We start from the raw sequence: 18892 nt of genomic DNA on the forward strand, positions 1-18892 counted from the left end.
ATGCGCGCCGATTTCGACGCGAGCGACCTGAAGGTCATCGCGTTCGACGTCTTCGGCACGGTGGTCGACTGGCACAGCGGCATTGCCGCCGAGGTCGAGCGCGCATTGCCGGGCGTGGACGGCGCGGCCTTCGCGCTGGCGTGGCGCGCGGGCTACCAGCCCGCGATGAAGGCCGTGATGGAGCGCATTGCCGCGGGCGAGGGCGGCTTCACGCTGCTCGACGAGCTGCACCTGAGCATGCTCGAACAGGTGCTGCGCGATTTCGGCCTGTCCGAGCGCCTCGACACGGCCGCCAGGCGCGACCTGAGCCGCGCCTGGCACCGCCTGCCGGCCTGGCCCGATTCGGTGCCGGGTCTCACGCGGCTCAAGAAGAAGTTCACCATCTGCACGCTGTCGAACGGGAACATTGGCCTGCTCACCGAGATGGCGAAGCGTGCGGGCCTGCCCTGGGACTGCGTGCTGTCGGCCGAGGTGTTCAAGGCCTACAAGCCCGACCCGCGCACCTACCTCGGCGTGGCGGGTGTGTTCGATGCAACGCCGGGTCAGGTGATGCTGGCCGCCGCGCACCACGACGACCTGGCCGCCGCGCGCGTGTGCGGCCTGAAGACGGCCTACATCGAGCGCCCGCATGAATTCGGCCGCGCCAAGCCGAAGGACGTGTCGCCGCAGCCGGACAACAACCTGCATGCGCGCGACATCGAGGCGCTGGCCGACCTGCTGGGCTGCTGATCAGCCGGTGAGCAGCTTCTCCACCGTACGCAGGTTGCGCGTGGTGGTGCTCGACTTGTAGCGCGTCTTGGCCAGCAGCTTGGCCACCGGCGTATCGAGGCTCTCGCCGCGCGGGCATTGCCAGTACAGCACGCCCTTGCCGGGCTCCAGCTGTTCGACGTCGGCATCGACGGTGCCGGCCTTCTCCACGATCTCGTCGAGCATCGCGGTGTCCGAGCCGAACACGATGTAGGGATGCCGCTCGTCGTCGATGCGCTCGAAGGGATAGGCCTTGGCCACGTCGGCCACCTGCTTCTGTGTGAGCAGCACGATCCACGCCTCGTAGCCGAATCGCTTGCGCAGCGCCTGCTCGATGCGCTTGCGCAATGCGGTGGCATCGCGCTCGTCGGTGTCGAACAGCACGTTGCCGCTGGCGAGCACGGTGCGCACCGCGCCGAAGCCGAGTTCTTCCGCGAACAGCGCCTTCAGGTCGGCGCTCTTGATCGCGATGCCGTTGACGTTCACGCCACGCAGCAGGGCAACGCGGCGAGTCATCAGCGCAGGCCGCCGCCGGCGGCGCCTTCGTCACGCTGGATCAGCTCGATCTTGTAGCCGTCGGGGTCCGTCACGAACGCGATCACGGTGGTGCCGCCCTTGACCGGCCCGGCCTCGCGCGTCACGTTGCCGCCCGCGGCCTTGATCTTCTCGCAGGCCGCGTACGCGTCGGGCACGCCCAGCGCGATGTGGCCGTAGGCGGTGCCCAGTTCGTAGCTCTCGGTGCCCCAGTTGTAGGTGAGCTCGATCTCGGCCTGCTCGGGGTTGCCCTTGCCGTAGCCGATGAAAGCGAGGCTGTACTTGTACTCGGGGTTCTCCGAGGTGCGCAGCAGGTTCATGCCGAGCACCTTGGTGTAGAAGTCGATGGAGCGCTGGAGGTTGCCGACGCGCAGCATGGTGTGGAGGAGTCGCATCTCGTGGGGGCCGTTGGGCGTGAAGAAAGGGAGGCCGCTATTGTCTGCCTCCCGCCGCGACGATCAAGCCGCCAGTGTCAGCAGGTGGGCCTGGTGGCGCTTCAGGAATTCCATCAGGTGCCGGGGATATTCAGGCACCACCGCATCGCGCACGCTGGGGCGGGCCGCCAGCGCCTTGCGCCAGGCCTTGACCCTGGGCAGTGCGTCGAAGACATGCGAGTCGCTGATCGCGTCGAACACCTCGAAGTAGCGGAACATCGGTGCGAAGACCGCGTCGACGAGGCTGAAGTTCTGGCCGGCGAAGTAGGGACCTTCTCCCGAGGCTGCCAGCGCAGCTTCCACGCGCTCGAACCTGGCGACGAGCGCCAGCCGCTTCTGCTCGAACACGGCCGCGTCCTGCGTGGTCTCGTAACCCCAGAGGTCGCCGAGGATGGCCGAGCCGAACTCCATCCACGCGCGATGTTCGGCGCGCTGGAGCGGGTCTTCGGGGTGCAGGCGGGCGCCGGGCTGTGTCTCCTCGAGGTACTCGCAGATCACGTTGCTCTCGAACAGCACGGCCTCGCTGCCGTCGGGCCGGCGCACCTTCAGCAGCGGTACCTTGCCGAGCGGCGAGATGTCGAGAAACCACTGGGGCTTGTTCGCGAGGTCGATGACGACGCGCTCGAAGGGCACGCCCTTTTCATGCAGTGCGATCGCGGCGCGCTGGACGTACGGGCACAGCAGGTGGCTGACGAGGGTGAGAGCTTGCGTCATGGGGCTTTCCGTTCCTGGGTGATGGATGTGTCTGGAAGGCCGCGATTCTTGCGGTCCGGAACAACCTTTTCCCGGAAAGCCCATTCGGAAAATGGGCCTCGTGTGCTATGCCGCTGCGTCGAGCCAGTGCGTGATGCGCCCGCCGTGCATCACGCCGATGCGGTCGGCCATGGCGTGCGCCTCGGCCTCGTTGTGCGTGACGAGGATGGCGGTCTGGCCGGCCTGCTTGAGGATGCCGCGCACCTCCGCAGCCAGCCGCTCGCGCGTGCCGCCGTCGAGGTTGGAGAACGGCTCGTCGAGCAGCAGCAGGGCGGGCGAGGGCGCGAGCGCGCGGGCCAGTGCGACGCGTTGCTGCTGGCCGCCGGAGAGTTGGTGCGGATAGCGTTCGCCCGCGTCGGCGAGGCCGACCAGCGCCAGCATTTCCGCCACGCGCGATTGCTGCGCCGTGCGGCCGAGCCGGCGCAGGCCGAAGGCCACGTTCTTCGCCGCCGACAGGTGCGGGAACAGCGCGTACTCCTGGAACATCATGCCCACGTGCCGCTGCTCGGGCGGCAGGTGCTTCTGCGCGGACGAGAGCAGCACGTCGCCGAGCCGGACCGTGCCGGCGCGCACGGGCTCGAAGCCTGCGATGGCACGCAGCACCGTCGTCTTGCCGCAGCCCGAAGGGCCGAACAGGCAGCCGATTTCGCCGGCGTCCAATGCCAGCGAGAAGCCGTCGACGACCGTGTGTGGGCCGCGCGGTGTGTCGTATGCGAGCTGGATCGCATCGAGGTGCAGGGGGGAACTCATGGTGTCTGGTCGGGGCCGGGTGCGGCCGAAGGCGCGCCCAGCTGGTTGCGCGCGAGCAGCAGGACGGGCAGCAGGCCGGCCAGCACGATGGCGAGCGCGGCAATCGCGCCTTCTTCATACGTGCCGCGCGCGGCCTCGGCATACAGCCAGGTGGCGAGGGTGTCGAAATTGGCGGGCCGCAGCAGCAGCGTGGCCGGCAGTTCCTTCATCGCATCGACGAACACCAGCAGCGCGCCCGTGGCGATGGCGGGGCGCAGCAGCGGCAGGTGCACGCGGCGCAGCGTCCCGCCGGTGGTTTCGCCGAGCAGGCGCGAAGCCTGTTCGATGGCAGGCGGAATGCGCGCGAGGCCGGCCTCGATGCCGCCGACCGGCATCGCGAGAAAGCGGATCGCGCAGGCCACGACCAGCACGATGCCCGCGCCCATGAGCGGCAGGCCCTGCCATCCGAATGCCGTGGCGAGCGCGCTGTCGAAGGCCAGCGCCGGCGTGAGCAGGCCGATGGCCAGCACTGTGCCCGGCACCGCGTAGCCCAGCGTCGCCGCACGCGCCTGCCATCGCGCGCGGTTGGCGAGGCCCGCGCCCTGGCTGCGCGAGGCCCAGGCGACGACCAGCCCCGCCGCGACTGCGGCCGCGGTGACACCCGAAGCCAGCGCCAGCGTGTTGCCGAGGCTCGCGACCAGGCCTTGGGACATGCCGCCGCCCTGATGCAGCCGCTTGAAGCTTTCCCGCACGAGGTAGAACGCAGGGGCCACGAAGCCGATCAGCACCGGCAGCGCCGCCGCCGCGCTGGCGGCCCACGCCGCACCACCGTGCAGCCGCCGCGGCTGCACCGCGCGCATGCGCTGCGCCGAGCCGAAGCGCTGGTGCTGCCGGCCATTGCGTTCGAGCCAGACCAGCGCCACCACCACGAACAGCATCGCGCACGCGATCTGCGCGGCCCCTGCGAGGTCGGAGCGCGTGATCCACGTCGTGTAGACCGCCACCGTCAACGTGTTCACGCCGAGGAACTCCGAGGCGCCGATGTCGTTGAGCGTTTCGAGCAGCGCGAGGCTCAGCCCCACGGCCAGCGCCGGCCGCGCCAGCGGCAGCGCCACGCGGAAGAACGCGCCGCGCCGGCTCTCGCCGAGCGTGCGCGCCGCTTCCATCAGGTGCGCCGGCTGCGTCATGAACATCGCGCGCGCCGTCATGTAGACGTACGGATAGAGCACGAAGCCCAGCACGAAGATTGCACCGGGCATCGAGCGCAGGTCGGGCAGGCGGAACTGGCGCGGGCTGTCGAAGCCCAGCATCCAGCGGATCGCGCCCTGCATGGGGCCGATGGGGTGCAGCAGGTCGAGGTACGCGAAGGCGACGATGTAGGTTGGCATCGCCAGCGGCAGCAGCAGCGCCCAGTGCAGCACGCCGCGCCCCGGGAAGTCATGCGCCGTCACCAGCCACGCGCAGCCGGTGCCGATCACCAGCACCAGCACGCCCACGCCCGTGAGCAGCATGGCCGTGTTGAGCGCCGCCTGCGGCAGCACGTTCGCAAACAGCGGCCCCCAGTGCCCGAGGCCCGAGCCGAAGGCGAGCCACGCCAGCGTGAGCACCGGCGCGAGCACGCCGACGGCGATGGCGAACGAGGCAAGACGCCAGACCGGACCTGCGGCGTGCAGGCCCGGGAGCTGGCGTCGTGTCATTCGCATGCTTCCTCAGGCACCGGGAAGGCGTGCCCGGCCGCTTGCGTCACTGGTCGAAGCCGACCTTGTCGACCAGCGCGCTGGCCTGCTTGCGGTACTTGGCGATCTCGGCCACGGGCAGCGGGTCGGCCTTCAGCTCGCCGATGCTCGACGCGATGATCGGGTCGAGCGCGACGCCCTTGCGCACCGGGTACTCGTAGTTGGTCTGCGCATACAGCGCCTGCGCCGGCTCCGACACCAGGAACTCGAGCAGCTTGACCGCGTTGGCGCGCTGCGGCGCGTTCTTCGCCACAGCCGCGCCGCTGATGTTGACGTGCGTGCCGCCGCTCTTGGCGAAGGTCGGGCGCACCACCTTGATGGCGTCGCCCCACTTGCGCGCGTCGGTGCCTTCCTTGGAACTCTTCATCTGGCCAACGTAGTACGAGTTGGCCAGGCCCACGTCGCAGATGCCGCCGAGGATGTCGCGCGCCACGTCGCGGTCGCCGCCCGTGGCCTTGCGCGCCAGGTTGGCCTTGACGCCGCGCAGCCACTGCTCGGCCTTGGCTTCGCCGTCGTGCGCGATCAGCGCGGCGACCAGCGCGGTGTTGTAGGGGTGCTGGCCGGCGCGGATGCAGACCTTGCCCTTGTATTTCGGGCTGGCGAGGTCTTCGTAGCGGAAGCTCGTGAGCGGCAGGGCCTTGTCGGCATAGAGCACGCGCGCGCGCAGCGAGAGCGAGAACCACTGGCCGTCGGCGCCGCGCAGGTTGGCCGGAATGGCCGATTCGAGCGCGGGCGATTTCACGGGCTGCGTCACGCCGCCGTCGACGAGGTCCATCAGCGCGCCGATGTCCACGGTCATCAGCACGTCGGCCGGCGAGCGGGCGCCTTCGGCCTTGACGCGCTCCAGCAGGCCGTCCTTCACGAACACGGTGTTGACCTTGACGTTGCTCTGCGCGCTGAAGGCAGAAATCAGCGGCTGGATCAGTGCGGGCTCGCGCGTCGTGTAGAGCGTGAGTTCGTCGTTCGCAGCGTGGGCGGGCAGGGCGGTGAGGGCGAGCCAGGCGGTAGTGGCGCCGATCAATGCGCGCGCGGCGCGGACTTGAGCGCCAGAGCGTTCGGTCATGAAAAATCCTCCAGGACGGTGAAGTGTTCTTGTGAAAGCATCGGCGGCACGGCGTGCGGCACCAATGCGAACAATTATCACTGACGAAGAGGGGATGAGCCGTTTGGACTTACGAGCTGAAGGCCTACTGCAGGCGAATCGACGTTCAGCGTCAACGCGGTGAGCGCCGGGTTGTCGATGTCGGTGGCCAGGGTTCGTGCGGCCACCGCCCCATCCGGATCGCCGAGGGCGGCGCGAAGGAGGTGGGCCCGCACCACGAGTTCCCGCATGCCGGTTCGTGCGGCGATGTCCATCAACTCGTCCACCTGCCGGCGGATCGGCGACGTGCGCCGCGACACGCCAAGGCGGCAAAGCGCCTCCAGCACATAGGCCTCGCCCCACAGGTAGGCGTCCGGCGGGCGGGTGCAGCGGATCAGTGTGTCCAGCAGGATTTCCTCGGCGCGCGCAGCGTCGCCGCGAGCCATCGCGACCAGTCCGAGGCCGCGGCCGGCAATGCCTTCCCAGCATGGATCGCCCAGCTGGCATCCCAGCGCGAAGGCGTGCTCGAAGCGCTCAGCGGCCGGCTCCAGTTGGCCGTCGCTCAGATCTATTTCGGCGCGAAAGGACAAGGGCCAGGGAAGGAAGGCGGCCCACAGCCGGCCAGCCTGGTCGACGGCACGGTCGACGATCGGCCTCGCTGCTTCCCATTCGCCGCGCAGGATCATGGCCCGACCCAGCATGGACTCGGCGTAGATCACCTGTTTGGGCTCGCCCGCCTCCGACGCCCAGGCTGCGGCGTCGCGCAGCGTTTCCATGGCGGCCGGGTAATAGGCCGAGTCGCTCAGGATGGAGCCCTTCACCGTGGCGATCCGGGCCCGCTCGGCAAGGGAGTCGCCTGCCAATGGCTCTGCCCGTGCCATCCAGGCCAGCGCGCGCTCATAGCGACCTCGCAGGAACTCGACGTAGCCCAGTTCGCGGCATGCGGCGGCGGCCAGTGCGGGCGCGGCTTCACGGCCGATGGCCAAGGCCTCGTGCAGGGCCGCGGCGCCCTCTTCGTCGCGGCCGCGCGCCGCGTGCACCAGCGCGCCGCCCAGCGCGACCCGCGCGCGCGTGCGCAGGGCGGGATCGCCGGTGCCGTCGGCGTCGACCATGGCTCGGCGCAGGCATTGCAGGCCGGCCTCGAGCACGCCCGCGCCGATGGCGGCCTCGCCAGCCTCGAGCTGCGCCAGGGCACCCGCGCGGCCAATGGCCGGCCGGGCTGTCGGCGTGGCCGTCACGGTGTGCAGTGCATCGGCCAGCGCGGGCCCGGGTGCGACGCCGAGCTGGCGCCTGAACAGTTCCCGGCAGGCGGCCGCCTGCCGCGCCGCGCCCATCCCGTCGCCCGCCGCCGCAAGGCAGCGCACCAGCAGGACATGCGCGTTTTCGTCCAACGGGTCCAGGCTGACGAGCCGGTAGGCCAGGTCGGCGGCCGCGCCCGGCGCCCCGTCCGCCACGCGGGACAAGGCGGCTTCGCGCAGCACGGCTTCCGCCGTGGCCTGCATCCTTCGTCGCTCGGACTGCAGCCACGCTGCGAACGACGGGCTCGATGAAAAGCCCAGGCCCTCCAGCAGCTCGCATCCGAGCCCATGGAGCGACAACGCGTCCGACCAGTCTCCCCGCGTCAGCACGGCAACGTCCACGCCGGCGACGTGCTCGTGCGGAAAGGCGATCGCATCTCCGCGCAGCGTGCAGTCGCCCAGGGCCCGACGCAGTTCGCGAAGGTTCCAGCGCAGCGCAGCCAGCGGGTCTTCGGCGTCCTCGAACAGCAATCCGGCCAGGCGCTGCCGCGCAACAGCGCCCGGTTGGAGCGCGAGATAGGCAAGCAGTCCCCAGGCCTTGTGGCCCCGGATGGGCGCGACCGGGCCGTCTGCGCTCACCACACACGGCACGCCAAGAAGCTGGACGAAGGGCCTCATGCCCGCAGTGTGGCAGAGCGAGGCACGGGGCGCGGCAGGATCGTGGGGTCAGGCCTCCGCAGTCGTCGGATCGATCGTCGTCACCACGCGGGCCACGCTGTCGGCGGGGAATCCGCCCTTGCGCGCGTGCTCGCGCACCAGCTCTTCGCTGGCCGCGTTGTAGACGCAGTAGATCTTGTCGCCCGTGACGTAGCTGTGGACCCATTGCACGTCGGGGCCGAGTTCGCGCAGCACGCCGCACGACTTCTGGGACACGGCCTGCAGTTCGGCGGCGCTGGCGGCGCCGATGTTGGGAATGGCGCGTTCGATGACGAATTTGGGCATGAGGCTCACCTTGAAGAGAGAGTCGAAGGGAGCGCGACCGTAGGCGCGGCGCGTTTGAGCTTGCGTTTGACGGCGGGTTACCCCGCCGCGGCCCCCTTGGCGACTACCGCCGCCTGGTGCCAGCCGCCGATGAGTCCGCCGGCTGGTCCGCCGAAGCCTGCCGTGCGAGCGACAGTGCCAGGTAGTCGACGAAGGCGCGCACGCGCGCCGCGAGTCGGTGGCGCTGCGGGTAGACCGCGTAGATGTCCGCGTCCGGCGTGTGGTGCTGCGGCAGGACCTGCACGAGGCGGCCGCTGCGCAGGTGGCGGGCAATGTCCCACTCCGCGCGCATCAGGATGCCGTGCCCGTCGAGCGCCCAGTTGACGGCGATCTCTCCGTCGTTCGTCGTCAGCGTGCCGCGTGTCTTGACGGCCTGCGTGGTGGCGCTCTTGCCCCGGCCGCTCGACAGCCGCCAGAGGCCGTAGGCCTCCTCGCCCTGCCGGATGCCGATGCAGTTGTGCCTGGCCAGGTCGCCGGGCACCTTGGGCATGCCGCGCCTGGCGATGTAGGCCGGCGCGGCGCACAGCAGGCGGCGGTTGGCAGCGATCCGCCTTGCGATCACGCGCGAATCCGGCGGCGCGCCGAAGCGCACGCAGACGTCGAAGGAATCGTCCGTCAGCGGCGGCGGATTGACCGACAGCTGCAGCTGCACTTCCACCTCCGGATATTCGCGCACGAACTTGGATATCAACGGCGCGATGTGGCTGCGGCCGAAGCCGAGCGTGGCGTTGACGCGCAGCAGACCCCGTGGCGTCGCCTTCGACGCGCCCAGCATTTCGCCCATGCTGTCGATGTCGTTCAGGATCCGGCGCGCGTGCTCGAGATAGAGCTCGCCTTCGGGCGTCAGGCTCATGCGCCGCGTGGTGCGGTTGAGCAGGCTGACACTCAGGCGCGCTTCCATCTGCGCGAGATGCTTGCTCACGGCCGCCGTCGAGACACCCAGCTCGCGTGCCGCGGCACTGAGGCTGCCGGCGCTCGCCAGCGCGCAGAAGAAGCCCAGGTCGGCCGGCTGGATCTCGTTTCCCACGGCTCAGCCCGCCGGCCGCGTCTCGAACACCAGGCAGGTCGTGGTGGCATGCGCGTACAGCGTGCCATCGGGCCCGAAGAGGCGGGCCTCGGCGGTGGCCAGCTGGCGGCCGCAGTGGATCACCTTGCCTTCGGCGCGCACGCGCTGCACCTTGGGCGTCAGGCCTTTCACGTAGTTCACGTTCAGCTCGGCGGTGGTGTAGGCCCGCCCGGGCGGCATCATCGTGTGGACGGAGCAGCCCAGGGCGGAGTCGAGCATCGTGGCGACCCAGCCGCCATGGATGGTGCCCAGCGGGTTCAGGTGCTGCGGCAGCGGCGTGCCCTGGAAGATGGCCACGCCCGGGCGCACTTCGAGGATCGTAAAGTCCAGCGTCCTGGCGATGGCTGCAAAGGGAATCTCGCCGTTCAGCATCGCCTGCATCATCTCGAGGCCGGTCTTGCCCGCGATCTGGTCGGGGCGGGCGAGGCCAGGGCCTGGGCCGGCTTCGAGGCGTTCGGTGATCTTTCGCTCTTCGGCGATCCATGCGTCGAGCTGGCTGGGGTTCTGCGTCATGCCGGGTGTTCTCCTGTCCGGGTTGTCTGGAGGGTTAAGTTGCATATGCAATAGTTGTAGCTACAATAATACCCCATGGACACCCTCGCCAAGCCACGCGGCTGCACCAGCTTAAAGGTGCGCCAGCTCTCGCGCCGCCTCTCGCAGCACTACGACGCCGAGGTGTCGAAGAGCGGCCTGAAGACCACACAGTACTCGCTGCTGTCGAATCTGGCGCGGCTCGGGCCCTCGCGCCCGGTCGACCTGGCAAGCGAACTCAAGATGACCGCCTCGACCCTGAGCCGCAACCTGCAGCCGCTGATCGCCGCGGGCTGGATCTCGCTGGGCGCCGGCGCAGATGCGCGCAGCCGGCTGGTGCAGATCACCGAAGAGGGCGATGCCAAGCGCCGCGAGGCGCAGCTGCACTGGAAGGCAGCGCAGCAAAAACTCAATGCGCTGCTGGGCGTCGAGCGTGTGCTCGCGCTGCACCGGCTGATCGACGAGTCGATGGAACTGCTGGGCGCGGAGGACGAGCCCGACGCCGAAGACTGAACCTTTTCTTTCCAACCGCACGCCTTCACCCATCGCGTCCGAGGCCGCGCGCGGATTCCGTTTTCGTTTCTTGCTTCTCCTCACATTCAATTCCAACAGCAGAGGTCCCATGTTCGCCACTCCCGTCTCCGCATGGCTGCAGCGCCGCGGCATTCACTACGGATGGATCGTCGCCGCCATCACCTTCCTCACCATGCTGACCATGTCGGCCGCGCTGGGCTTGCCGGGCGCCATGCTGCAGCCGCTGGGCAAGGAGTTCGGCTGGAGCACCGGGCAGATCTCGTCGGCGCTGGCGCTTCGCTTCGCGCTGTTCGGCCTGATGGGGCCGTTCGCCGCGGTGCTGATGGAGCGCTACGGATTGCGCGCCGTGGTCTGCACCGGCCTCGCGCTGGTCGGCCTGGGCATGGCACTGGTCACCATGGCTTCGCAGCTGTGGCACCTGTTCGTGCTGTGGAGCCTGATGCTGGGCCTGGGTACCGGCATGACGGCGCTGGTGCTCGGCGCAGTGGTGGCCAACCGCTGGTTCGTCGCGCGGCGCGGCCTCGTGGTCGGCATGCTCACGGCCAGTTCGGCCACCGGTCAGCTGGCCTTCCTGCCGCTCGCGGCCTGGATGATCGAGCACTGGGGCTGGCGCTCGGCCATCGTGCCGATCGTGGCCGGCAGCATACTGATCGGCGTGCTGGCGCTGTGCCTCATGCGCAACCGGCCTTCGGACCTGGGCCTGCTGCCCTACGGCGAGTTGCCCGGCACCCAGCCGGCCGCGCCTGCCGCCGCCGCGCCGGCGATGAACTTCGCCACGCCGTTTCGCGTGTTGAAGGAAGTTTCGACCAACCGCACCTTCCTCATCCTCGCCGCCACTTTCTTCATCTGCGGCCTGAGCACCAACGGGCTCGTGCAGACGCACTTCATCTCGCTGTGCGGCGACTACGGCATGAGCGCAGTGCCCGCAGCCTCGGTGCTCGCGATGATGGGGGCCTTCGACTTCGTCGGCACCATCCTCTCGGGCTGGCTCTCGGACCGCTACGACAACCGCAAGCTGCTCTTCTGGTACTACGGCCTGCGCGGCCTGTCGCTGTTCTGGCTGCCGCATTCGGAGTTCACTATCTACGGCCTGGGCATCTTCGCGATGTTCTACGGCCTCGACTGGATCGCCACCGTGCCGCCGACCGTCAAGCTCGCGGGCGCCGCCTTCGGTCCCGCCAAGGTGGGCCTGGTGTTCGGCTGGGTCTTTGCCGCGCACCAGCTGGGCGCCGCCACGGCCGCCTACGGCGCCGGCTTCGCGCGCACGCTGCTGCTGACCTACACACCGGCGCTCTACGCGGCCGGCGCAGCCTGCCTGGTGGCGGCGGTGGTCGTGATGATGATCCGCCGTCCGGCGGCGAAGGCCGGCGCGCAGGTCGCGCCTGCCGCGGCACGGGCCTGAGCGCGCGGAGCCCCCGACATGACGACAGCCCACACCGAGCTCGACCCGCGCACGCGCCGCCTGCTCGAGGCGCCCATCGTGCCCACCCTGCTGCGCCTGGCTGCGCCCAACGTGCTGGTGATGCTGGCACAGGCCTCCGTCGGCCTTATCGAGACCTACTTCGTCGGCAGGCTCGGCACCGATGCGCTCGCCGGCATGGCGCTGGTGTTTCCCATCGTGATGCTGATGCAGATGACCTCCAGTGGCGCGATGGGCGGCGGCATCGCCTCGTCGATCGCGCGCGCACTTGGCGCACGCCGCAAAGACGATGCGGATGCGCTGGTGTGGCATGCCATCGTCATCGCGCTGGGCTTCGGCCTGTGCTTCACGCTGGCCCTGCTGCTGGGCGGGCAATGGCTCTACGGGACCATGGGCGGCACGGGGCCGGCGCTCGAGGCTGCGCTCACGTACTCGAATTGGGTGTTCGCGGGCGCGACGCTGGTGTGGCTCTTCAACTCGCTCTCGGCCATCATCCGCGGCACCGGCAACATGTCGGTGCCGGCCAACGTGACGGTGGTGGGCGTGGTGTTCCTCGTTCCCGCGTCGCCGCTGCTGATCTTCGGCATCGGACCGCTGCCGGGCATGGGCATCGCGGGCGGTGCGATGGCGCTGCTGCTGTACTACCTGCTGGGCTCCGTCGCGCTGATCGTCTACCTGCGCTCGCCGCGCAGCCTGCTGCGGCCCACGCTGGCCGCGCTGAAGCTGCGCTGGCCACTGTTCCGCGACATCCTGCGCATCGGGCTGGTGGGGGCGGTGTCGACGGTGGCGACCAACCTGTCGATCGGCATCGCCACTGCGCTGACAGGTCATTTCGGCTCGGGCGCGCTGGCCGGCTACGGCACGGCCTCGCGGCTCGAATACCTGCTGGTGCCGCTGGTGTTCGGCCTCGGCGCACCGCTGGTGGCCATGGTCGGCACCTGCATGGGGGCAGGGCAGCGCGAACGCGCGCTGCGCGCCACCTGGACCGGTGCGGCGCTGGCCTTTGCGCTCACAGAAACCATCGGACTCGCGGCCGCGCTGTTCCCGCGCCCGTGGCTGCTGCTGTTCGGCAGCGACCCGGCGATGCTCGAGACCGGCGCGCACTACCTGCGCGTGGTCGGGCCGCTGTATGGCTTCTTCGGCGTCGGGCTGGTGTTGTATTTCGCGTCGCAGGGCGCGGGCCGCCTGCTGTGGCCGGTGCTGGGCAACATCGCGCGCCTGGCGGTGGCGGGCACGGGAGGCTGGCTCGCGCTGCGCTGGGGAGGCGGGCTCACCGGCGTGTTCGGGGCGCAGGGCGTGGCGCTGGCGGTGTACGGCATCGTGATCGCATCGGCCATCGCGGGCGGGGCCTGGTTCGGCCGCGTCGGCTGGCCGCGTACCACCGGCGGGCTGCTGCGGCGCATGGCGCAGGCCTGATGAAGCTAGCTTGCCCCAGGCTTCGCGCTTCATGCATCCCGGCTCACGCGAACTTCGAATGCAGGCATCCAACGACTTCCATCAACGAAAGGCTCACATGCAAATCAAGGATTCCGTGGTCTTCATCACCGGCGCCAACCGCGGCCTCGGGCTCGCCTTTGCGAAGGCGGCATTGGCGGCGGGCGCGCGCAAGGTCTATGGCGCGGCGCGCGACCCGAAGAGCATCACGCTGCCCGGCGTGACGCCGGTGGCGCTCGACGTGACGCAGCCCGCGCAGGCCGAAGCGGCCGCGCGCGCCTGCGGCGACGTCACGCTGCTGATCAACAACGCAGGCATCTCGCGCGGCTCCAGCTTCCTCGGTTCGCCCGATGCGGTGGCAGCCGCGCGCGCCGAGTTCGAAACCAACTTCTTCGGCCCCTGGACGCTGGCGCAGGCTTTCGCGCCCGTGCTCGCGGCCAACGGCGGTGGCGGCGTGATCAACGTGCTGTCGGCGCTGAGCTGGACCACCTTCCCCAGTGTGGCGACTTACAGCGCGACGAAATCGGCGGCATGGTCGCTGAGCAACGGCCTGCGCAACGAACTGGCCGCACAGGGCACGCAGGTCACGAGCCTGCATGTGGGCTACATGGACACCGACATGGCCGCGCACGCGGAAGGCGACAAGGCCTCACCGGATGATGTGGCGCGCCAGGCGCTGGCGGGCGTGGAGGCGGGGCAGCCCGAGGTGCTGGCCGACGAGGTCTCGCGGCAGCTCAAGCAGGGCCTGTCGAGTCCGACGCCGCCCTATGCCGGCTCGCCGCGGGCAGCCTGAACCGATGCCCGAATGGAGCACCCGGGCGCGCGGCCCGGGCCTTCGTCAATAGCGGTAGGGGTTGTTGGGCCGGCGGTCGTAGCGGTTGGGTACGCCGTCGCCGTCGTTGTCCCTGCGGCCATAGCGCGGGCGGTCGTCCCAGCGGCGGCCGTAGTGGCGATCCGGACCGCGGTAGTAGCCGGGGCCGTAATAGTGGCGCGGCGGGGGCGGCGGCGCGTAATAGTGGCGGGGCGGTGGTGGCGGTGCGGGCACGACATACACCTGCGCCTGGATGAAGCGCCCGCCCGTCTGGGCCTGGGCCGGAATGCTGAGTGTGGCCAGCGACAACAAGGCCGCGGCGCCGATTGCGAAACTAAGCTTTTTCACTTGATCCCCCGGTTGTGGTTGGAAGCCTCATCCTCGCGCCTGCGTGTGAAGTTGTTGTAAGGCTGAAGCGAAATCGGATGAAGAGCTGTAAGCCCGTGCGCGCCGGACGCGGCATGGTCAAGACACAATTGTGAATGGCTTTGCACCGCGGAACATGTCCCGCGGACAGGCCATTGGCCGTATCGGCCGGATGCTCAGTCGCGCGGGGCGGGCAGCATGCGCCGCAGGGCTTCGAAGAACAGGTCCGACTGTTCGCGCTCGCCCTGGATCTGCGCCGCCACATGCGCGGCCAGCTTCGCGTCGACCGGCACGAGCGGACGGCCGGTCGATTGCGCGATCACCTGGTGCAGGCAGGCGCGCTCCAGGTAGTAGAGGTCGTCGTAGGCATGGGCGATGGTGCCGCCTGCCACGATCACACCGTGGTTCGCGAGAAAGGCCACGTCCTTGCCGGCCATCGCGCGGGCGATGCGTTCGCCCTCGGCGTCGTCGAGCGCGAGGCCGTTGTATTCGGCGTCGATGGCGATGCGGTTCATGTAGCGCATCGCGTTCTGGCTGGCGGTCGGGTCGAGCGCGCGGTCGGCCGTGATCGTGAGCGCGGTGGCGTACGGCATGTGGCAGTGCATCACGACCGCATGGCCCGTGAGCCGGTGCACCGCGCCATGGATGAAGAGGGCGGTGGGCTCCACGCCGTGGCGGCCCGCGAGCACCTCGCCGTGCACGTCGATCAGCACGATGTCGTCGGGGCCGATCTCGCTCCAGTGCAGCCCGCGGGGGTTGATGAGGTAGCGGTCCTGCGCGCCCGGCAGCATCACGCTGAAGTGGTTGCAGACGCCTTCGGACAACCCGTGGTGGGCGGCGGCGCGCAAGGCCAGGGCGAGGTCTTCGCGCAGCTTGCTGACGGCGGGGCTGGCGTAGGCGGCATCGGCGGACATCGAGGGGGCTCCTTGTTCTTGGGTTGCGTCCTGGATCAGGCCTGGATCAATCCCGTCCAGGCCGCGATGAATTTCTTCGCATCGTCGCACACCGCCGCGGCCTGCTTGCCGGGCTTGTAGAGCGCGGAGCCGATACCGAACCCTGCAGCCCCGCCCGCACGCCATTCGGCCATGTTCGCGGGCGTGATGCCGCCCACGGGCATCACGGGCGTGCCGGCCGGCAGCACGGCCAGCAGCGCTTTCACCACGGCGGGCGAGGCCAGTTCGGCCGGGAACAGCTTGAGCCCCGTGGCGCCGGCCGCGAGCGCGCCGAAGGCCTCGGTTGGCGTCATGACGCCCGGCAGGCACACCATGCCGAGCCGTGCGGCCTCGGCGATGACCTCGGCGTTGAAGTTGGGCGAGACGATCAGCTCGCCGCCGGCCGCGTGCACCTCGCGCACCTGCTGCGCGCCGAGCACCGTGCCGGCGCCGACCAGCGCGTGCGGAAAGCGCTTGCGCATCAGCGCAATGCTTTCCAGAGGATGCGGCGAATTGAGCGGCACCTCGAGCAGCCGGAAGCCGGGTCCGGCGATGGCGTCGCCGATGTCGGCGGCCTCGGCGGGCGTGAGACCGCGCAGGATCGCCACCAGGGGCAGCTCGCGCATCGCGGCATGGAATTTTTCGAGGGGCGTGGTCATGTGGGGGTTCTGTCGGTGTCGAGAAAACCGGACAGCGCGTGCAGTCCGGCCCAGGTGGCTTCGGCGCCCAGCGTGCGTGTGGCGACGCCGGTGGCGCGCAGGGCCAGTGCATAGCGCTGGGTGAGGGCGGACGAGCCGATGAGGATCACCTCGCCGGCGGCCTGCAGCGACTGCGTGCGCAGTTCCTCACCGATCAGCAGGCCCGAGAGATAGCTCGACAATTCCTGCTTCGGCATGCGCTCGAACAGCGCCAGCGTGCGCGTGCCGAAGGCGTTGTGCAGCAGGCCGTGGCCGTTTTCCGAGCAGGTCACGCCTTCGAGGAAAGAGGCCTCGTCGAGCGGTGCCGACGCGTCGAGCATGCGCGCCAGGATCGAATGCTGGCTCAGCAGCGCGTAGAACTCGCCCGTCATGTAGGTGCGGAAGCCCGCGACGCGGCCCTTCTTGACCGTGACCCATTTGTTGTGCGTACCGGGCAGCACGAAGACGCCGTCGTCCAGGCCGGTGATCGACATCGCACCGAAGATCTGCACCTCTTCGCCGCGCATCACGTCGGGCACGCCGTCGTGCTCGTCGTTCAGGCCCGGCACGATCGCGATGCTGGCACCGGGGATGGCGTCGACGTCGATGATCCTGCGGCCCACCTCGACGCGGCCGGCGGGGCAGGCACAGTACGGTGCTTCCACCCAGCCCTGCTTGCTGCCGGCCATGCCGGAGATCAGGCAGCGCGCGCCCTCGAGGCGCATCCAGTCGCCGAACAGTGACTCGAAGACGGCGGGAAAGCCACCTTCGGGCACCGCGAGGATGCCTCGCGCATCGCTGCGTTCTTCCTGTACCTTGCCTTGGGCGTCCAGCAAGGCACCGCGCAGCGAGCTTGTGCCCCAGTCGATGGCTATCAGTCGTGTCATGTCTGTCGCCTGCGTTTTGAGGATTTGTGTCGGGGTGCGTGCACAAGCCACCGGGTGCTCCCCTCCGCGAATGTCCCCCGTCGGCGTGATCGCGCCGCGAACCCTCAGCCCTCGGTCCTAGTGATTGTCGCGCGGCACGAAAGCCCCACGGCGACCACGCAGAAAGCCCAGGTCGGCCCCCTGGTCAGCCTGCAGCACCGTGTCGACGTAGAGCTTCCAGTACCCCGAGTCCAGCGGCGCCTTGGGAGCGACCCATTTCTCGCGGCGCTTCGCCAGCTCTTCGTCGCTCACATGCAGATGCAATTTGCGGTTCGGCACGTCGAGCTCGACGATGTCGCCGTCCTGCACCAGCGCCAGCGGGCCGCCGGCTGCGGCTTCGGGTGCGGTGTGCAGCACCACGGTGCCGTAGGCCGTGCCGCTCATGCGCGCATCGCTGATGCGGACCATGTCGGTGATGCCCTTGCGCAGCACCTTCGGCGGCAGCGGCATGTTGCCGGCCTCGGCCATGCCGGGGTAGCCCTTGGGGCCGCAGTTCTTCAGCACCATGATGCAGTGCTCGTCGATGTCGAGGTTCTCGTCGTCGATGCGCTTGTGCAGGTCTTCTGCGCTTTCGAACACCACCGCGCGGCCCTTGTGCACCAGCAGTTCGGGCGTGGCCGCGCTGGGCTTGATGATGGCGCCGTTGGGCGCGAGGTTGCCGCGCAGCACGCAGATGCCGGCCTTCTCCTTGAAGGGCTCGGCCAGCGTGCGAATGACCTGCGGGCCATAGTTCTCGGCGTCCTTCACGTTCTCCCACACGCTCTGGCCGGTGACGGTGAGGATGTCCTTGTGCAGGTGGTCGGCGATCTCCTTGATGACCACCGGCAGGCCGCCCGCGTAGCAGAAGTCTTCCATCAGGAACTGGCCCGAAGGCTGCAGGTTCACGAGGCAGGGCAGCTCGGAGGCGAGGCGGTCGAAGTCGTCGAGCGTGAGGTCCACGCCGATGCGCCCCGCGATGGCCAGCAGGTGGATCACGAGGTTGGTCGATCCGCCGATGGCCGCGTTCACCTTGATGGCGTTCTCGATCGCCTGGCGCGTGAGGATCTTCGACATGTTCATGTCCTCGTGCACCATGTCGACGATGCGCCGGCCCGCCTGGCGCGCGAGCACGTTGCGGCGGCCGTCCACGGCGGGGTAGGCCGCGTTGCCCGGCAGCCCGATGCCCAGCGACTCGACCATGCTCGCCATGGTGCTGGCGGTACCCATCGTCATGCAGTGGCCGTGGCTGCGGTGCATGCAGCTCTCGGCCTCGAAGAATTCCTGCAGCTTGAGCGTGCCGGCGCGCACCTGCTCGCTCATCTGCCATACGCCGGTGCCCGAGCCCAGCTCCTGGCCGCGCCACTTGCCCGAGAGCATCGGGCCGCCGGAGACGCCGATGGTCGGCAGGTCGACGCTGGCCGCGCCCATCATCAGTGCGGGCGTGGTCTTGTCGCAGCCCATGAGCAGCACCACGCCGTCGAGCGGATTGCCACGGATGCTTTCTTCGACGTCCATGCTCGCGAGGTTGCGGTACAGCATGGCGGTCGGGCGCAGCAGCGTCTCGCCGAGCGACATCACGGGGAACTCGAGTGGAAAGCCGCCCGCTTCGTACACACCGATCTTCACTTGCTCGGCCAGCGTGCGGAAATGCGAGTTGCAGGGCGTGAGTTCGCTGAAGGTGTTGCAGATGCCGATGACCGGGCGGCCGTCGAACTGGTCGTGCGGCAGGCCCTTGCCCTTCATCCAGCTGCGGTAGATGAAGCCGTCGCGGTCGTTGCGGCCGAACCATTGCTGGCTGCGAAGTTCACCGGGTTTTTTCTTGGGAGCGGTGCTCATGGAGTGTCTCTCTTTGTTGTCGAAATAAGAGGCAGAACTCTCAGGGTTTGTCCTGCCGATCCGGGCTTTCAATCATCATATGATAAG

The 18892-nt window shown here is 69.2% G+C and carries 20 protein-coding genes; 5 read left to right on the plus strand and 15 right to left on the minus strand.

Annotated elements, in window-relative coordinates; translation table 11 throughout:
- On the plus strand, positions 1–729 hold the full coding sequence (locus AC1DFC_RS02250; protein WP_478178625.1) for a haloacid dehalogenase type II: 729 nt from the start codon (positions 1–3) through the stop codon (positions 727–729).
- Here the strand turns inward: AC1DFC_RS02250 and AC1DFC_RS02255 are convergent, their stop codons facing one another.
- The 10 genes from AC1DFC_RS02255 to AC1DFC_RS02300 all read right to left on the minus strand — a co-directional run bounded on the left by AC1DFC_RS02255 (position 730) and on the right by AC1DFC_RS02300 (position 9872).
- Positions 730–1263, minus strand: coding sequence for a DUF1697 domain-containing protein (locus AC1DFC_RS02255; protein WP_413314082.1), 534 nt, complete (start codon positions 1261–1263; stop codon positions 730–732).
- Complete coding sequence (gene gloA / locus AC1DFC_RS02260) at positions 1263–1676, minus strand: lactoylglutathione lyase (RefSeq protein WP_042672808.1); 414 nt, start codon at positions 1674–1676, stop codon at positions 1263–1265. The genes AC1DFC_RS02255 and gloA overlap by 1 nt, the downstream gene beginning before the upstream one ends.
- Positions 1677–1739: 63 nt before the next feature.
- Entirely contained in the window at positions 1740–2429 is a 690-nt protein-coding gene (locus tag AC1DFC_RS02265) for a glutathione S-transferase family protein (RefSeq protein WP_413334820.1), read from the minus strand.
- 105 nt (positions 2430–2534) lie between these two features.
- A complete protein-coding gene (locus AC1DFC_RS02270) occupies positions 2535–3218 on the minus strand; it encodes an ABC transporter ATP-binding protein (protein WP_007829498.1) in 684 nt (227 codons plus the stop codon).
- The gene (locus tag AC1DFC_RS02275) at positions 3215–4894 is read right to left on the minus strand and encodes an ABC transporter permease (RefSeq protein ID WP_478178626.1); all 1680 of its coding nucleotides are present in this window, start codon (positions 4892–4894) and stop codon (positions 3215–3217) included. The genes AC1DFC_RS02270 and AC1DFC_RS02275 overlap by 4 nt, the downstream gene beginning before the upstream one ends.
- Positions 4895–4940: 46 nt before the next feature.
- Positions 4941–5996 (minus strand): Fe(3+) ABC transporter substrate-binding protein, encoded by a 1056-nt coding sequence (locus AC1DFC_RS02280; RefSeq protein WP_413334814.1) that lies wholly within the window; start codon positions 5994–5996, stop codon positions 4941–4943.
- A gap of 77 nt (positions 5997–6073) precedes the next feature.
- Positions 6074–7930, minus strand: coding sequence for an AfsR/SARP family transcriptional regulator (locus tag AC1DFC_RS02285; RefSeq protein ID WP_413334813.1), 1857 nt, complete (start codon positions 7928–7930; stop codon positions 6074–6076).
- Positions 7931–7978: 48 nt separating this feature from the next.
- Positions 7979–8254, minus strand: coding sequence for a DUF4242 domain-containing protein (locus AC1DFC_RS02290; RefSeq protein WP_007829504.1), 276 nt, complete (start codon positions 8252–8254; stop codon positions 7979–7981).
- Positions 8255–8357: 103 nt separating this feature from the next.
- On the minus strand, positions 8358–9320 hold the full coding sequence (locus tag AC1DFC_RS02295; protein ID WP_413334811.1) for a LysR substrate-binding domain-containing protein: 963 nt from the start codon (positions 9318–9320) through the stop codon (positions 8358–8360).
- Between the two features lie 3 nt (positions 9321–9323).
- Positions 9324–9872 (minus strand): PaaI family thioesterase, encoded by a 549-nt coding sequence (locus AC1DFC_RS02300; RefSeq protein ID WP_007829509.1) that lies wholly within the window; start codon positions 9870–9872, stop codon positions 9324–9326.
- Between the two features lie 75 nt (positions 9873–9947).
- Here AC1DFC_RS02300 and AC1DFC_RS02305 point away from each other — a divergent pair, with 75 nt between their 5' ends.
- From AC1DFC_RS02305 to AC1DFC_RS02320, 4 genes are all read left to right on the plus strand, one after another.
- Positions 9948–10403, plus strand: coding sequence for a MarR family winged helix-turn-helix transcriptional regulator (locus tag AC1DFC_RS02305; RefSeq protein ID WP_056587461.1), 456 nt, complete (start codon positions 9948–9950; stop codon positions 10401–10403).
- Positions 10404–10512: 109 nt separating this feature from the next.
- Entirely contained in the window at positions 10513–11826 is a 1314-nt protein-coding gene (locus AC1DFC_RS02310; protein ID WP_007829517.1) for an MFS transporter, read from the plus strand.
- Between the two features lie 18 nt (positions 11827–11844).
- Entirely contained in the window at positions 11845–13260 is a 1416-nt protein-coding gene (locus AC1DFC_RS02315; protein ID WP_007829518.1) for an MATE family efflux transporter, read from the plus strand.
- Positions 13261–13357: 97 nt separating this feature from the next.
- Entirely contained in the window at positions 13358–14071 is a 714-nt protein-coding gene (locus AC1DFC_RS02320; protein WP_413314095.1) for an SDR family oxidoreductase, read from the plus strand.
- A 45-nt stretch (positions 14072–14116) separates the two neighbouring features.
- Here the strand turns inward: AC1DFC_RS02320 and AC1DFC_RS02325 are convergent, their stop codons facing one another.
- The 5 genes from AC1DFC_RS02325 to AC1DFC_RS02345 all read right to left on the minus strand — a co-directional run bounded on the left by AC1DFC_RS02325 (position 14117) and on the right by AC1DFC_RS02345 (position 18805).
- Entirely contained in the window at positions 14117–14437 is a 321-nt protein-coding gene (locus AC1DFC_RS02325) for a hypothetical protein (RefSeq protein ID WP_007829519.1), read from the minus strand.
- Between the two features lie 194 nt (positions 14438–14631).
- Positions 14632–15405 carry an aldolase gene (locus tag AC1DFC_RS02330; protein ID WP_413334832.1) on the minus strand — a complete coding sequence of 258 codons (774 nt, stop codon included), beginning with the start codon at positions 15403–15405 and terminating at the stop codon, positions 14632–14634.
- Positions 15405–16046, minus strand: coding sequence for a 2-dehydro-3-deoxy-6-phosphogalactonate aldolase (locus AC1DFC_RS02335; RefSeq protein WP_007829521.1), 642 nt, complete (start codon positions 16044–16046; stop codon positions 15405–15407). The genes AC1DFC_RS02330 and AC1DFC_RS02335 overlap by 1 nt, the downstream gene beginning before the upstream one ends.
- Entirely contained in the window at positions 16043–16951 is a 909-nt protein-coding gene (locus AC1DFC_RS02340; RefSeq protein ID WP_007829522.1) for a 2-dehydro-3-deoxygalactonokinase, read from the minus strand. The genes AC1DFC_RS02335 and AC1DFC_RS02340 overlap by 4 nt, the downstream gene beginning before the upstream one ends.
- Positions 16952–17068: 117 nt before the next feature.
- On the minus strand, positions 17069–18805 hold the full coding sequence (locus tag AC1DFC_RS02345; RefSeq protein ID WP_007829523.1) for an IlvD/Edd family dehydratase: 1737 nt from the start codon (positions 18803–18805) through the stop codon (positions 17069–17071).
- Positions 18806–18892 lie beyond the last annotated feature (87 nt).

The organism is Variovorax sp. 10L421, from assembly GCF_056395365.1.